This window comes from Microbacterium sp. W1-4-2, from assembly GCF_058349885.2.
Genome location: NZ_JBYRJC020000002.1, coordinates 573,816 through 588,767, shown reverse-complemented (window position 1 = coordinate 588,767; position 14,952 = coordinate 573,816). Strand labels below are relative to the sequence as shown.

Sequence of the window (14,952 nt, the reverse complement as noted above, 5' to 3'; positions counted from 1 at the left end):
CCCGCGCGGCGCGGTCAGTTCGAGGTGAAGCCGATCAGCAGGCCGCCGGTGACCTTCACGGCCAGGTTGTACAGGCCCGCGACGACGGCCCCGAGGACGGTGCCGACCACCAGGTTGAGGATCGCGATGATCGAGGCGACCGCCATCACCTGCGGCAACCCGATCATCGACGACAGCGTCTGACCGCCGCCCGAGATGCTCTTGAACAGGTCATCGGCCTTGCCGATCAGACCGGTCGCCGAGATCACCATGTAGACGAGGAAGAACGCCACCAGCGTCACCACCGCCAGGGCGATGGATGCCAGGAACGCGAGTTTGACCGCGGACCAGAAGTCCACGTAGACCAGGCGCAGGCGCACCTGCTTCGCGCTGGTCGCGTGCGTCGATTTCTTGGCGAGCTTGTCGGCTACCGTGCTCATGCGTCAGTGCTCTCTTCGGGGTTCGGGGAAGTCTCGGGTTCGGCGGCCGCTGCCTGAGCAGTGTCGCCGGTGGAGGCATCCGCTTCGTCTTCGACAACCACTGCACGCTCGGAATTCCGGGCGATGGCGATGATCCGATCGTCGTCTCCAGGACGGGCGAACACGACGCCCATGGTGTCTCGACCCTTCGCGGGCACCTCGGCCACGGCAGAGCGTACCACCTTGCCGCTGGCAAGAACCACCAAGATCTCGTCGTCCGCAGAGGCGATGAGACCGCCCGCGAGACCACCCCGATCGTCGTTCAGCTTGGCGACCTTGATGCCCAGTCCGCCACGGCCCTGCACGCGGTATTCGCTCACCGCGGTGCGCTTTGCGTACCCGCCCTCGGTGACGACGAACACGTATCCCTCGTCGCTGACCACCGACGCCGACAGCAGGCTGTCGCCCTCGCGGAACGACATGCCCTTCACGCCCTCGGTCGACCGGCCCATCGGGCGCAGCGCCTCGTCGGTCGCGGCGAACCGCAGCGACATCCCGTGGTGGCTGATCAGCAGGATCTCGTCGTCCTCGTCGACGAGCAGTGCGCTGACCAACTCGTCGTCCTCGCGCAGACGGATCGCGATGATGCCGCCCTGGCGGTTCGTGTCGTAGTCGGTGAGCCGGCTCTTCTTGACCAGCCCCCCGCGGGTGGCCAGCACGAGGTAGGCCGCATCGTCGTACGAGCGGACGTCGAGGATCTGCGTGATCTCCTCTTCGGGCTGCAGCGCGAGCAGGTTCGCGACGTGCTGGCCCTTCGCGTCGCGGCCGGCCTCGGGCACCTCGTACGCCTTGGCGCGGTACACGCGACCCTTGTCGGTGAAGAACAGCAGCCAGTGGTGCGTGGTCGTGACGAAGAAGTGCTCGACGACGTCGTCGGCGCGCAGCTGCGCGCCCTTCACGCCCTTGCCGCCGCGGTGCTGCGACCGGTAGTTGTCGCTGCGCGTGCGTTTGATGTACCCCTCGCGGGTGACGGTGACCACCATCTCCTCTTCGGGGATGAGGTCCTCCATCGACATGTCGCCGTCGAACCCGGGCAGGATGTGCGTGCGACGCTCGTCGCCGAACTTCGCCACGATCTCGGTGAGCTCGTCGCGGATGATGGCGCGCTGCCGGGCCGGGTCGCCGAGGATGTCGTTGTAGTCGGCGATCTGCAGCTCGAGCTCGGCGGCCTCGTCGACGATCTTCTGCCGCTCCATCGCCGCCAGCCGTCGCAGCTGCATCGCCAGGATCGCATCGGCCTGGTCGTTGTCGATGTCGAGCAGGCCCTTCAGGCCCTCGCGCGCCTCGTCGACGGTGGGCGACCGGCGGATCAGGGCGATGACCTCGTCGAGCGCGTCGAGCGCCTTGAGGTAGCCGCGCAGGATGTGCATGCGCTCTTCGGCCTTGCGCAGCCGGTAGCGCGTGCGACGCACGATGACGTCGACCTGGTGGGTGAGCCAGTGCGAGACGAACCCGTCCAGCGGCAGGGTGCGCGGCACGCCGTCGACGATGGCGAGCATGTTCGCCCCGAAGTTCTCCTGCAGCTGGGTGTGCTTGTACAGGTTGTTCAGCACGACCTTGGCCACGGCATCCCGACGCAGCACGATCACAAGACGCTGACCCGTGCGGTCGCTGGACTCGTCGCGGATGTCGGCGATCCCCGAGATCTTGCCGTCGCGGGCGAGGTCGCGGATCTTGACGGCGACGTTGTCGGGGTTCACCTGGTACGGCAGCTCGGTGACCACGAGACACGTGCGGCCCTGGATCTCTTCGACATTGACCACCGCGCGCATCGTGATCGAGCCGCGGCCCGTGCGGTATGCATCATGGATGCCGCGGACCCCGAGGATCTGCGCTGCCGTGGGGAAGTCGGGCCCGGGGATGCGCTGCATGAGCGCCTCGAGCAGCTCTTCGCGGGTGGCCTCGGGGTGCTCGAGCGCCCACAGGGCGCCATCGGCGACCTCGCGCAGGTTGTGCGGCGGGATGTTCGTGGCCATGCCGACTGCGATGCCGACCGAGCCGTTGACCAGCAGGTTCGGGAACCGCGCGGGCAGCACGACCGGCTCCTGCGTCTGGCCGTCGTAGTTGTCCTGGAAGTCGACGGTCTCTTCTTCGATGTCGCGCACCATCTCGAGCGCGAGCGGGGCCATCTTCGTCTCGGTGTACCGGGGGGCGGCGGCGCCCTGGTTGCCGGGCGAGCCGAAGTTGCCCTGCCCGAGCGCGAGCGGGTAGCGCAGCGACCACGGCTGCACGAGGCGCACGAGGGTGTCGTAGATCGCCGAGTCGCCGTGCGGGTGGTATTGACCCATGACCTCGCCGACCACGCGGGCGCACTTCGAGAACGACTTGTCGGGACGGTACCCGCCGTCGTACATCGCGTAGATCACACGGCGGTGCACGGGCTTCAGGCCGTCGCGCACATCGGGAAGGGCGCGCCCGACGATGACGCTCATCGCATAGTCGAGGTAGCTGCGCTGCATCTCGACCTGCAGGTCGACCTGGTCGATCTTGCCGTGATTGTGCTCGGGCGCTTCGGTGGGGCGTTCGTCGTCAGCCATGTGTCTTCGTTCTCTCTCGCTGTCGTTTCGTCTCGCTTCGCTCGCTCAACGGCCGGGGATGTTTCGGTCGTTGAGCGAGGAGCGAAGCGACGAGACGAAACGCAAAGGCGGTATCTAGATGTCCAGGAAGCGCACGTCCTTGGCGTTGCGCTGGATGAAGCTGCGGCGCGACTCGACGTCCTCGCCCATCAGCACCGAGAAGATCTCGTCGGCTGCGGCTGCGTCGTCGATCGTCACCTGACGCAGGGTCCGCGTCTCGGGGTTCATCGTGGTCTCCCACAGCTCCTTCGGGTTCATCTCGCCCAGACCCTTGTAGCGCTGGATGCCGTTGTCTTTCGGAATGCGCTTGCCCTGCGCGATGCCGTCGGTCAGCAGCGCGTCGCGCTCGGCGTCCGAGTACACGTACTCGTGCGCCGAATTCGTCCATTTCAGCCGGTACAGGGGCGGCATCGCGAGGTAGACGTAACCCGCCTCGATGAGCCCGCGCATATAGCGGAACAGCAGGGTCAGCAGCAGGGTCGTGATGTGCTGGCCGTCGACGTCGGCATCGGCCATCAGCACGATCTTGTGATAGCGCGCCTTGCCGAGATCGAAGTCCTCGCCGATGCCGGTGCCGAAGGCCTGGATCATCGCCTGGATCTCGTTGTTCGACAGCGCCTTGTCGAGCCGGGCGCGCTCGACGTTCAGGATCTTGCCGCGCAGCGCCAGGATCGCCTGCGTGTGCGGGTCACGGCCCTGCACGGCCGAACCGCCGGCGGAGTCGCCCTCGACGAGGAAGATCTCGCTGATCGACGGGTCCTTGCTCGTGCAGTCCTTGAGCTTGTCGGGCATCGACGCCGACTCGAACACGCTCTTGCGACGCGCGGTCTCACGCGCCTTGCGCGCGGCGAGGCGCGCGGTCGCCGCGTCGATCGACTTGCGGATGATCGACTTGGCCGCCGAGGGGTTGCGGTCGAACCAGTCGCCGAGCCGGTCGCCGACGACCTTCTGCACGAACGCCTTCGCCTCGGTGTTGCCGAGCTTGGTCTTGGTCTGCCCTTCGAACTGCGGCTCCGACAGCTTCACCGAGATGACCGCGGTGAGACCTTCGCGCACGTCGTCGCCGGAGAGGTTGTCGTCCTTGTCCTTGAGCAGGTTGTTCGCCCGCGCGTACCGGTTCACCAGGGTGGTCAGCGCCGCACGGAAGCCCTCTTCGTGCGTGCCGCCCTCGTGGGTGTTGATCGTGTTCGCGAACGTGAACACGTTCTCGGTGTAGCTCGTGGTCCACTGCATGGCGACCTCGAGCGAGATCTTTCGCTCGGTGTCCTCGGACTCGAAGTCGATGATCTCTTCGTGCACGCGCTCGGACTTGCGCACCTTGTTGAGGTATTCGACGTAGTCGACCAGGCCGCGCTCGTACAGGAACGTGTCGTGGCGCTGCTCGAGCACCTCCTGCCCGTCGACGTCCTCGACGACGATCGCCTTCTCGCGCTCGTCGAGCAGCGAGATGCTCAGGCCCTTGTTCAGGAACGCCATCTGCTGGAACCGGACGCGCAGCGTGTCGTAGTCGAACTCGGTGGTGTCGAAGATCGAGCCGTCGGGCCAGAACGTGATCGTCGTGCCGGTCTCGCCGCTGGGCTCATCCTTCGACAGCGGGCCCTGCGGCACTCCGCCGTCGGTGAACGTCTGGCGCCAGACGTGCCCCTTGCGCTTGACCTCGACGTCGAACCGGGTCGACAGGGCGTTCACGACCGACGAGCCCACGCCGTGCAGACCGCCCGAGACCGCGTACCCGCCGCCGCCGAACTTGCCGCCGGCGTGCAGGACGGTGAGCACGACCTCGACGGTCGACTTCGATGGGTCGGAGGCGTGCGGGTCGACCGGGATGCCGCGGCCGTTGTCGACGCACCGGATGCCGCCGTCCGCCAGGATCGTGACCTCGATGGTGTCGCAGTAGCCGGCGAGGGCCTCGTCGACCGAGTTGTCGACGATCTCCTGCACGAGGTGGTGCAGGCCGCGCTCGCCCGTCGAGCCGATGTACATGCCGGGCCGCTTGCGCACGGCCTCGAGCCCTTCGAGCACCTGGATCGCGTCGGCACCGTAGTCGGTCTGTGCGGGTGCGGGCGTGGACGGGATGTTCTCGTTCGCCTGCGCGGACTCGTTCTCCGGTGTATCTGACGTCATAGGGATCCCGCGCTCCGATCATCCAGGGGTGACCGATCCATCCTATCAAGAATGGCCCCGCCACAAGGGATGTGCGGCCCTCTGGCGGTGGAAAACCGCATCGGATGATCCCGGGACCCGGTTATCCGTAGGTATCGCGCGGACCGCGCCCTGGAACGGCTCTGGGACCCCATTTCCACGAGGGGACGTCCGGCCCCAGGAACCGGATGCTCTGAACCCCGGCATCCGGATACCGTCTCAAGATCTCGGTGAGGATCTGCGCGCGCATGAACTGGAGCTGCTTCGCCCACGCCGTCGAGTCGCACTGAACGGTGAGCATGCCGTCCGAAAGCCCCACCGGCCGGGTGTGCTGAGCGGTGTCGGCGCCGGCCACCTCGTCCCACTGCCGGACGAGGTCGGCCCGGGCCAGGTTCGAGTCCCATCCGGACTCGTGGGTGAGCGCGGTCAGCACGTCGCCGACGCCCTTCGGGTCCCGCCCCGGCGTGAACGGCTGGTGCTCGTCGTCGGCGTCGCGTCGGCGCCGGCGACGTTTCGCCCGGGGCGAGGGCTCCAGTCCGCGCAACCGCAGGTACGTGGCGAGCGTCTCGGGCACGGCATCCTGCTCATCGGCCATCGGCGTGCCCGTCCTCGATGCGTACTGCCTCGGCCGGTTCGGCCTCGACGCGCTCGGCGTCGACGATCGTGCCCGCCTCGACCCGCACCACATGGGCGCGCAGCGCGTCCGGCACGTCGGCTTCGACGGCCGACGTCACGATGACCTGCTCATAGCCTGCCGTCAGGGCCGCCAGGCGCTGACGGCGCTCGGCGTCGAGCTCGGCGAACACGTCGTCCAGGATCAGCACGGGGTCGCCCAGCTGCGACTGCGCCCGCAGCAGCTCGGCCGACGCCAGCCGCAACGACAGCGCGACCGACCACGATTCGCCGTGCGAGGCATAGCCCTTGACGGGCAGTCCCCGCACGCGCAGCACGAGGTCGTCGCGGTGGGGTCCGACCAGGGTCAGGCCGCGGTCGAGCTCTGTCGTGCGCTTGGCCGCCAGGGCGGTGCGGAACAGGTCGACGGTGGTGCCGGATGCCGCGGCATCCCCTTCGTCCGCTCCGTCTTCCGGATCCGCCCCGCGCACCGACAGCGCCCAGTCGAGCTGCGGCTCGTGGTCGGCGCCGGCGATCTGGTGGTACGCGTCGGCCATCGGTCGCGCCAGCTCGAGCGTGAGGGCGACACGGGCGTCGATGACCTGGGATCCGAGCGCGACGAGTTTGTCGTCCCACACGTCGAGGGTCGACAGCTGCTCGCCGCGGATTCCGCGCGCCTTCGCCGACTTCAGCAGAGCGTTGCGCTGACGCAGCACGCGATCGTAGTCGCCGAGCACCCCGGCCAGCCGCGGAGCGCGCTGGATCAGCAGCTGGTCGGCGAACCGCCGTCGGGCGGACGGATCGCCGCGCACGATCTGCAGGTCTTCGGGAGCGAACAGCACGACCTGGGCGTAGCGGGGCAGTTCGGCCGGCTTGATCGCAGCGCCGTTGACCCGAGCCTTGTTCGACCCCTGCTTGTTGATCTGGACCTCGAGCTGCACGCGCCGGCTGCCGTGGGCGAGACGTGCGCGGGCGATCGCCGCGTCGGCGCCGTGGCGCACCATCGGCGCATCGCTCGAGACACGGTGCGACCCGAGCGTGGCGAAGTACGCGATGGCCTCGGCCAGATTCGTCTTTCCCTGGCCGTTGCGGCCGACGAACACGTTCGGGCCTGCGTCGAGGGCGACGTCGGCGGCCGCGTAGTTGCGGAAATCCACCAGGCTGAGCTGCTCGACGATCACCGCATCAACCCTACCGACCGCATCCCCCACCCGCGCTCGCGCACGGACGCCGTCAGCGCAGCAGGAGGTTCGGCTGCAGCAGGTAGCGGAAGCTGTCTTCGCCGCCCTTTTCGACCGAGGTCTGCGGCGTGATCAGCACCGGGCTGAGCTTGTTCTGGTTCTCGCTCGAGGTGAACGTGATGCGCGTGAACTCGCTGCGCACCGCCGACAGCGCCTCGAGCAGGTACTGCGGGTTGAGGCCGAGCGTGACGTCCTCGCCCACGAGGGTCGCGTCGACCGACTCGTTGGCGCGCGCCTGCTCGGTGCCCGAGGCATCCATCGACACGCCTTCGGGCGTGAACGTGAACCGCAGCGGCGCCGACCGGTCGAGCACCAGGGCGACGCGGCGCACGGCCTCGGCCAGGTCGGCGGTGTTCACGACCGCGTGGTGCTCGGTCTGCTCGGGGAACAGGCGCCGTACCGGCGGGAAGTTGCCCTTGATCAGCAGCGAGGTGACGGTCTTGTTGCCCGATGTGAACGCGATGATCTCGCGATCGCCGGATCCCGAGAACGCGATCGAGATCTCGCCGCCATGCGAGAACGTCTTGCCGACCTCGGTGAGCGTGCGCGCGGGGACCAGCGCTGCGGTCTCGTCGGCCGCGGCGGATCCGTCCCACGGGATGTCGCGCAGGGCGACGCGGTAGCGGTCGGTGGCCACGAGGCTCAGCTGGGTGCCTGAGACCTCGAGCTGCACGCCGGTGAGCACGGGCGTGACGTCGTCGCGGGACGCGGCGAAGGCGACCTGTGCGATCGCGGTCGCGAAGTCCTCGGCAGGAACCAGACCGGATTCGCCGCTGACCTCGGGGATGGCGGGATATTCCTGCACCGGCATGGACGCGAGCATGAAGCGCGCGGACCCGCAGGTGAGCGCGATGCCGTCGTCTTCGACCTCGACCTGGATCGGCGCGTTGGGCAGCCGGCTCGCGATGTCGGACAGCAGACGGCCGTGCACGAGGATCGTGCCGGGGTCGTCGACGCTCGCCTCGATCGTCGTGCGGGCCGATGCCTCGTAGTCGAACGCCGACAGCGACAGCCCGTGCTCACCGGCTTCGATGAGCACACCGGCGAGGATCGGCTGCGGATTGCGCTGCGGCAAGAGCTTCACAACGAACGAGACGGCCTCGGCGAACACATCGCGGCCAACGTGGAACTTCACTTGCGCTCCCTTGACATGGGCGTGGGTTTTCTCATGCTAGTGCCCCGGACTGCGGATGCCGATGCCGTTCGTCCGATCCGGTCGACCGCCGGTCCGTGCGCCAAGGTGATCGGATCGGCTTCTTCATCGTTAACTTCTTGTCATGGTGTTAACAGTTGTGGGAACTGTGGATAAGTCGGTGGATCACTCACGGGAGTAGGGAACTACACACGTGTCAGATGTGGATCGCCTGCGGAATCACGCGTGTGCAGCGGGTGGTCGTCGTTCGGGCGCTCCGAGAGTTATCCACAACGGGGACGGATCCGTTCACATCGAATGACAGCATCCGACGCGTTTTCCACATGTTATCCACACTGTGGAATTGCCCGTGTCGTTCTCGGCAGGAACGTCTCAGCGGCCGTTGCGGCCTAGTTGCGCGGTGATGTCGGTGACGTGGTTGTAGATCGAGCGGCGCTCCTTCATGAGGTCGCTGATCTTCTTGTACGCGTACATCACCGTGGTGTGGTCGCGGCCGCCGAAGAGCTGGCCGATCTTCGGCAGCGACAGGCTCGTGCGCTCGCGGCACAGATACATCGCGATCTGCCGCGCCTGTGCGACGGCCTGGGAGCGACTCGAGCCGTACAGGTCGTCGACCGAGAGCTTGAAGTACGACGCCGTGGCGGTGATGATGTCGGTCGGCGAGATGATGTTCGCGTCGTCCTGGTCGACGATGTCGCGCAGCACGGTCTGGGCGAGCGACATGTCGAGCGTCGAGCGATTGAGGCTGGCGAACGCCGAGACGCGGATCAGCGCGCCCTCGAGCTCGCGGATGTTCGACGAAACGACCGTAGCGATGTACTCGAGCACCTCGTCGGGGATCTGCAGCCGCTCGCTCTGTGCCTTCTTGCGCAGGATCGCGATCCGGGTCTCGAGGTCGGGCGCCTGCACGTCGGTGATCAGGCCCCACTCGAACCGGCTGCGCATGCGGTCCTCGAACCCGGTGAGGTGCTTGGGCGGCACGTCGCTGGTGATCACGACCTGCTTGTCGTGATCGTGCAGCGTGTTGAACGTGTGGAAGAACGCCTCCTGCGTCTCGGCGCGTCCCTGCAGGAACTGGATGTCGTCGATGAGCAGGATGTCGACGTCGCGGTAGCGCGCCTGGAACGCGGAGCCGCGGTTGTTGGCGATCGAGTTGATGAAGTCGTTCGTGAACTCTTCGCTCGAGACGTACCGCACCCGGATGCCGGCGTACATGCTCTGCGCATAGTCCCCGATCGCGTGCAGCAGGTGGGTCTTGCCCAGACCCGAATCGCCGTAGATGAACAGCGGGTTGTACGCCTTCGCCGGCGCTTCGGCCACGGCGACGGCCGCGGCGTGCGCGAACCTGTTGGACTGGCCGATGACGAAGTTGTCGAAGCTGTACTTCGGGTTAAGCCGGGTGTCGCTGCGCGTGGGCTGCGGAGTGGGCTCGGGCCGGTCGATGGTCGCCGTGTCGATCGCCGGCGTCGGCGCGGTCTGCGGCGGGGTCGGCGACGAGAGGTGCGCGTCGGTGACCTCGGGATTGACCACGACGCGGAACGAGGATGCCTCGTCCCCGGCGTGCTCGAGCGCCTCCATGATCGGCGCGCGCATGCGCTTGTTGATCTGGGCGGCGGTCAGGTCGTTCGGCACATCGATGTAGAGGATTCCGCCCATCACGCCCTGCGGAACGGCGAGATTCAGGAAGCCCCACATCTGGGGCGTGACCCGGTCGTCGGCCTCGAGCAGGTGAAGGACTGTGCCCCATACCGGCACGTCGGGATTGTCCTGCGACGTCATGGGGCCCCCGGCTGATCTGTTCAAAGCCTGAATCTGCGACACAGACGGTGGTGCAGCGGCTGTGGATAACTTGCCCGAGCAACGCTAGTCAGGCGCTGCTCGGAGAGCAAACTCCACTGTAGAACCGCGAGACGGTGTGTCTGAAGCCCTCCTCTCCACAGCTGTGGATAATGTGGGAGCCTGGCGCCCGGTTTGAGTTCTGAACTCCCAAGACGTAGCCTTAATCGGTTGACTTATGCCTTTGTGGCGTGGTCCCTCTTCGTCATCTCCGGGCGCACGACCCGGTGAACCTCCGGAGTCTATTCATGAGCAAGCGCACCTTCCAGCCCAACAACCGCCGTCGCGCCAAGAAGCACGGCTTCCGCGCCCGCATGCGCACCCGCGCCGGCCGCGCCATCCTCTCCGCTCGTCGCGCCAAGGGCCGCAGCGAGCTGTCGGCCTGACACCACTGAGGTGCTCGCGAGGCCGAACCGACTGACCCGCGGGGCGGAATACAAGGCCGTCGTCCGTCGGGGCGTGAAGTGTGCCGGGCCCCGTACCGTGACATACGTCGTCGCGTCCGGTGAGGATCGAGCGCCGAGGTTCGGATTCATCGTGAGCAAGCAGGTCGGCTCGGCCGTCACCCGCAACACCGTGCGTCGTCGGCTCAAGGCACTGTGCGCACAGGCGCTCCCGGACGTCCGGCCGGGAGCCGACGTCGTGATCCGCGCCCTGCCGGCGGCCGCGCGCGCAGACTTCGCCGATCTTGCCACCGAGGTACATCGCTGTCTCGCACGGAGAGCGACATGAGCGTCGCGACGCTGCCGGCCGCGTATGTCGGCACCGGCCATTTCTCCCCCGCTGCGCTGTGGCGCAGCATCCCTCTTCTTCCCCGCAATGCGGTGCTGACGCTGCTGCACGGGTATCGCGCCACCATCTCGCACACCTACGGTGACGTGTGCCGGTACTACCCGTCGTGCTCGGCTTATGCGGTGGGCGCCGTGCAGCAGCACGGTGTGCTCAAGGGTGCGGCCTTGGCCGCCTGGCGCATCGCGCGCTGTCACCCATGGGCCGCAGGCGGCGTCGACGACGTGCCCCCGCACCGCCATTTCCGCCACGAGCTGACTCCGCACGGATTCGTCGTGCCCCCCAGAAAGGACTGATCCGTTGCAGGATCTGCTGTTTCTCGCCGCGAGCACGACCTCGCCGACATCCCCTGCCGGCGGTGGGTTCGATCCCATCGGCTTCGTCCTCTGGCCGCTGAAGTGGGCCGTCGAGCTCATCCTCGTCGCTTTCCACTGGATCTTCTCCGCCCTGGGGATGAACCCGTCTTCTGGTCTGACCTGGGTTTTCTCGATCATCGGCCTGGTCATCGTGGTGCGTGCCGCGCTGGTTCCCCTGTTCGTGAAGCAGATCAAGAGCCAGCGCAAGATGATGGAGATCGCGCCGGAGCTCAAGAAGATCCAAGAGAAGTACAAGGGCAAGCGCGACCAGCTCTCCCGTGAGGCGATGAGCCGTGAGACGATGGCGCTGTACAAGAAGAACGGCACCTCGCCGGTGTCGGGCTGTCTGCCGATCCTGGTGCAGATGCCCGTGTTCTTCTCGCTGTACAGTGTGCTGTCGTCGATCAAGGCGAACGCCGAGGCAGGTCACGGCGGCATCTTCTGGCTCACCCCCGATCTGACGCAGGAGTTCTACAACGCGAAGCTCTTCGGTGTCGCTTCGCTGCATGAGTCGCTGCAGAACACGATCCAGTTCAAGCCCGAAGGCTGGCAGACCACGACGGCCATCATGGTCACGCTCGTGGTGCTCATGATCGCGTCGCAGTTCTTCACCCAGCTGCAGATCGTCTCGAAGAACCTGTCGCCCGAGGCCAAGCAGGGCCAGGCGTACAAGATGCAGCGGATGATGGTCTACGTCCTGCCGTTCGCATTCGTGTTCTCGGGTGTGTTCTTCCCGCTTGGCGTGGTCATCTACTGGTTCACCAGCAACATCTGGACCGCGGTCCAGCAGTTCATGGTCATCCGCAACATGCCCACGCCCGGTTCGCAGGCGGCCAAGGAGCGCGAAGAGCGTCTGGCCAAGCGCGGCAAGGCGCTCGATGCCAAGGGTAAGATCATCCCGATGGAGAAGTACGTCGCCGAGCAGGAGCGTCTGCTGGCCGAGGCCGAGAAGGCCAAGGCGATCGCGCCGAAGCGTCAGCAGCCGGTCAGCAAGCAGCGCGCCAAGAAGCAGGCGTCGAAGCAGAATCCATCGGGGTCGCCGACCGGCAAGACCGGCGGCGGCACCGGATCCGGTTCCTGAGCGACATTTCGAGATTGAACGGAGACCGGCCCATGTCGACCACCCACTCCCCCGCCGACGGAGCGCCTACCATCGCACAGCTCGAAGAAGAGGGCGACATCGCCGCTGACTTCATCGAGGGGCTGCTCGACATCGCCGACGTGGACGGCGATCTGGCGCTCGACGTGCGCAACGGCCGCGCTTACGTCTCGGTCGAGGCCGACGACCCGGCCGCGCTCGCGCTGCTGTCGGACCCCGACACGGTGCAGGCCGTACAGGAACTGACGCGACTCACCGTGCAGAACCAGACGGGGCGCTTCTCGCGTCTGATCCTCGACATCGGCGGATCGCGCGACGCTCGGCAGGTCGAGCTGGCGCGTCTGGTCGACCGTGCCATCTCGCGCCTGGACGACGGCGCCTCGCAGGCTTCGCTTCCTGCCATGTCGAGCTACGAGCGCAAGCTGGTGCACGACATCGTCGCCGAGCGCGGTTTCGCGTCGGAGTCGTACGGCGAGGGTGGCGATCGCCACACCGTCATCCGTCGCGGCTGACCTTCGCCCTGACAACCATGAGTGATGCTGAAGCTCTGACCGAGCAGGAACCTGTCGAGGCGCAGAAGCTGTTCGGCAGCCGTATCGACCTCGCGCGGCAGTTCGCCGATGCGCTGGCCACGCATGGTGAGGAGCGCGGTCTCATCGGCCCGCTCGAGCGGCCGCGACTGTGGAGCCGGCACGTGCTGAACAGCGCTGTCATCGCGCCGTTGTTCTCGGGCCGCGTCGGCGACGTGGGCTCGGGCGCGGGACTTCCTGGCCTGGTGCTGGCCATTGCTCGCCCCGACGTCGAGTGGGTTCTGATCGAACCGATGGAGCGCCGCGTCGCGTGGCTCGACGAGCAGGTGAAGGGACTCGGGCTCGACAACGTCGAGGTCGTTCGTGCGCGCGCTGAGGATTGGAAGCGCGGGCCGGTGTTGGATGCCGCGACCGCCCGTGCCGTCAGCGCGTTGCGCACCCTCATCCCTCTCACTGCTCCCCTGGTGCGGGATGGCGGCGAACTCATTCTGCTCAAGGGCTCGAGCGCGCCCACCGAGATCGAGTCGGCCGGCAAGCAGATCAAGAAGTTCGGGCTCTCGGACGTGCGGGTCGAGATCGTGGGTGAAGGTGTCGTCGCCGACCCCTCCCGTGTCATCCGTGCACGGGTCCGAAGCTGAGCTCAACGGGCGTACTGCGTCTCGCGTCTCATGTTCGTTTCACGTGAAACCGACGGCCGGCACGTGAACGGACGCTCCGGGTCGAGTTTCGCGATCGCGGACATGCGGGGCAGCACCCCGTTCGGCGCGCCAGGTGCAGATGTCATGGAGCTCGGCACCCGATCAGGCCCCGCTCCTGTTCCTCCACGTCGGGATTCGGGCTTGAGAAAACCACTCTCCCCGGCACGCGATCAGTCTCCCTCTGTCAGTGGGACGACTTTGCCGTTTCCCTGCGGCCATGCGTTTCACGTGAAACGCGAAGACCGACAGAGTTTCGCACGTACCGCGGCGCGACCCCCGTCGGTCCGGGTGGCGCGCGCAACGGTCCACCGATCCGCGAGGAGTCAACGGCAGCCCGCCCATGCGCCGGCGCCGTAGGCGAAAGTCTGAACATCGCATACTCGGGCCTCGATCAGCCAGCCCGTGTGTGTTTCACGTGAAACAGCGCCCTCGGTCTGCCTTGCTGGAGTGGGACGAACGGTACTGAGTACAGATGAGCGAATGCGGCGAGGACGGTCGTGGCTGCCTCGGACCTTTCGCTGGCCGCAGCATGCGAAGACGGTCTGCGACGCCACGCACCACGGCTCGACCAGATTCACGCGCTGGACGCCGATGAGGCTGCTCCGCTTCTCTCCAGCTCACGTTCTCCCAGATGGATCTCTTTCGGACCGGAGACCGGTACGCAGCTTCGCGCTGCGGTCATCAAGGGGCTTCTCTGACCTGTGTGCGGTTGGCGTGATCGTGTGGGTCTGGCTTGGGTGCTCATCATGAGACAGTCCACGCCCGCGCAGATCAAGGTCGCGGCGTTTCACGTGAAACGCCCCATCGCTGGTGGAACGCGCGCCGCTCCTCCGCGGGTTGGTGTTGCGCGAAGGAGTGCGTAGTTGAAGGCGAGCCGCGACGCTGAGTGGTGTAGACGTCCATGACGTCGTGAGGCCGCGCAGCCGTGAGTCCAGGCCGCACCTCCTGCCCGCCATCCCCAACGCGGAATCCTGCACTGACTTGTCCTCGAACCGCGGCTCGCATGAGGTCGCAACGGTGGCGGCTTTGTCGTGATCGTCCGTGTGCAATGTCCGCGTCCGCTCCCGTTGGGCAGCTCGTCGGATCGCATCGCATGTCGTTCCCGGAGCATCAGTTCTGTGGTCGGTCACCTGACGCGCCGGTGTGCCCGCGGCGTTTCACGTGAAACATCGCGCTGCCTCACAGCTCGGACTACGACGGTGTTCGTCTGGGAGTCCGAGCCGGCGAGGCGTGCACGCACCGCTCGGCTCAGCGTCGGGACCTGATCGACAAACGCCCTCGGGTGGTGGTTCATCGAGGATCCCGCCTCGAAAGAGCCGTCGGTGGAGCGCAGCCGGTGATCCGGCGCGGGAGGAAGTCTCCGGGGCGAGCAGCCACGAGGGCTGACACCGCGGGCGCAAGTGCCACAGATCGATTGCGGTGGTACATCACGTCGGGCAGTGCACAGCAGGAGGAGTGGCAC

At 66.8% G+C, this 14,952-nt stretch carries 13 protein-coding genes; 6 read left to right on the top strand and 7 right to left on the bottom strand.

What is annotated here, in order from left to right; translation table 11 throughout:
- Nucleotides 1–14: 14 nt before the first annotated feature.
- The 7 genes from AC3RX0_RS10580 to dnaA form a co-directional block, all read right to left on the bottom strand.
- Nucleotides 15–419, bottom strand: coding sequence for a DUF3566 domain-containing protein (locus AC3RX0_RS10580; RefSeq protein ID WP_491505942.1), 405 nt, complete (start codon nucleotides 417–419; stop codon nucleotides 15–17).
- Nucleotides 416–2,995, bottom strand: a complete 2,580-nt coding sequence (gyrA, locus tag AC3RX0_RS10575) for a DNA gyrase subunit A (RefSeq protein WP_491505941.1) — start codon at nucleotides 2,993–2,995, stop codon at nucleotides 416–418. Before gyrA ends, AC3RX0_RS10580 begins: the two co-directional genes overlap by 4 nt.
- A 114-nt stretch (nucleotides 2,996–3,109) precedes the next feature.
- Nucleotides 3,110–5,158 (bottom strand): DNA topoisomerase (ATP-hydrolyzing) subunit B, encoded by a 2,049-nt coding sequence (gyrB, locus tag AC3RX0_RS10570; protein WP_491505940.1) that lies wholly within the window; start codon nucleotides 5,156–5,158, stop codon nucleotides 3,110–3,112.
- A 121-nt stretch (nucleotides 5,159–5,279) separates the two neighbouring features.
- Complete coding sequence (locus AC3RX0_RS10565; protein ID WP_491505939.1) at nucleotides 5,280–5,771, bottom strand: DciA family protein; 492 nt, start codon at nucleotides 5,769–5,771, stop codon at nucleotides 5,280–5,282.
- Entirely contained in the window at nucleotides 5,761–6,969 is a 1,209-nt protein-coding gene (gene recF, locus AC3RX0_RS10560) for a DNA replication/repair protein RecF (RefSeq protein WP_491505938.1), read from the bottom strand. Before recF ends, AC3RX0_RS10565 begins: the two co-directional genes overlap by 11 nt.
- A gap of 52 nt (nucleotides 6,970–7,021) precedes the next feature.
- Nucleotides 7,022–8,164 carry a DNA polymerase III subunit beta gene (gene dnaN / locus AC3RX0_RS10555; protein ID WP_491505937.1) on the bottom strand — a complete coding sequence of 381 codons (1,143 nt, stop codon included), beginning with the start codon at nucleotides 8,162–8,164 and terminating at the stop codon, nucleotides 7,022–7,024.
- 390 nt (nucleotides 8,165–8,554) lie between these two features.
- Complete coding sequence (gene dnaA / locus AC3RX0_RS10550) at nucleotides 8,555–9,961, bottom strand: chromosomal replication initiator protein DnaA (RefSeq protein WP_491505936.1); 1,407 nt, start codon at nucleotides 9,959–9,961, stop codon at nucleotides 8,555–8,557.
- A gap of 305 nt (nucleotides 9,962–10,266) precedes the next feature.
- On the opposite strand from dnaA, the gene rpmH reads away from it, so the two are divergent.
- The 6 genes from rpmH to rsmG are packed head-to-tail and all read left to right on the top strand — an operon-like array spanning nucleotide 10,267 to nucleotide 13,430.
- Nucleotides 10,267–10,404, top strand: coding sequence for a 50S ribosomal protein L34 (gene rpmH / locus AC3RX0_RS10545; RefSeq protein WP_193597422.1), 138 nt, complete (start codon nucleotides 10,267–10,269; stop codon nucleotides 10,402–10,404).
- Between the two features lie 10 nt (nucleotides 10,405–10,414).
- A complete protein-coding gene (gene rnpA, locus AC3RX0_RS10540) occupies nucleotides 10,415–10,750 on the top strand; it encodes a ribonuclease P protein component (RefSeq protein WP_491505935.1) in 336 nt (111 codons plus the stop codon).
- A complete protein-coding gene (gene yidD / locus AC3RX0_RS10535) occupies nucleotides 10,747–11,103 on the top strand; it encodes a membrane protein insertion efficiency factor YidD (RefSeq protein ID WP_491505934.1) in 357 nt (118 codons plus the stop codon). Before rnpA ends, yidD begins: the two co-directional genes overlap by 4 nt.
- Nucleotides 11,104–11,116: 13 nt before the next feature.
- Nucleotides 11,117–12,244, top strand: a complete 1,128-nt coding sequence (yidC, locus tag AC3RX0_RS10530; protein WP_491506339.1) for a membrane protein insertase YidC — start codon at nucleotides 11,117–11,119, stop codon at nucleotides 12,242–12,244.
- 32 nt (nucleotides 12,245–12,276) lie between these two features.
- Nucleotides 12,277–12,774, top strand: coding sequence for a Jag family protein (locus AC3RX0_RS10525; RefSeq protein WP_491505933.1), 498 nt, complete (start codon nucleotides 12,277–12,279; stop codon nucleotides 12,772–12,774).
- Between the two features lie 17 nt (nucleotides 12,775–12,791).
- A complete protein-coding gene (gene rsmG / locus AC3RX0_RS10520) occupies nucleotides 12,792–13,430 on the top strand; it encodes a 16S rRNA (guanine(527)-N(7))-methyltransferase RsmG (RefSeq protein ID WP_491505932.1) in 639 nt (212 codons plus the stop codon).
- The last annotated feature ends 1,522 nt before the right edge of the window (nucleotides 13,431–14,952 follow it).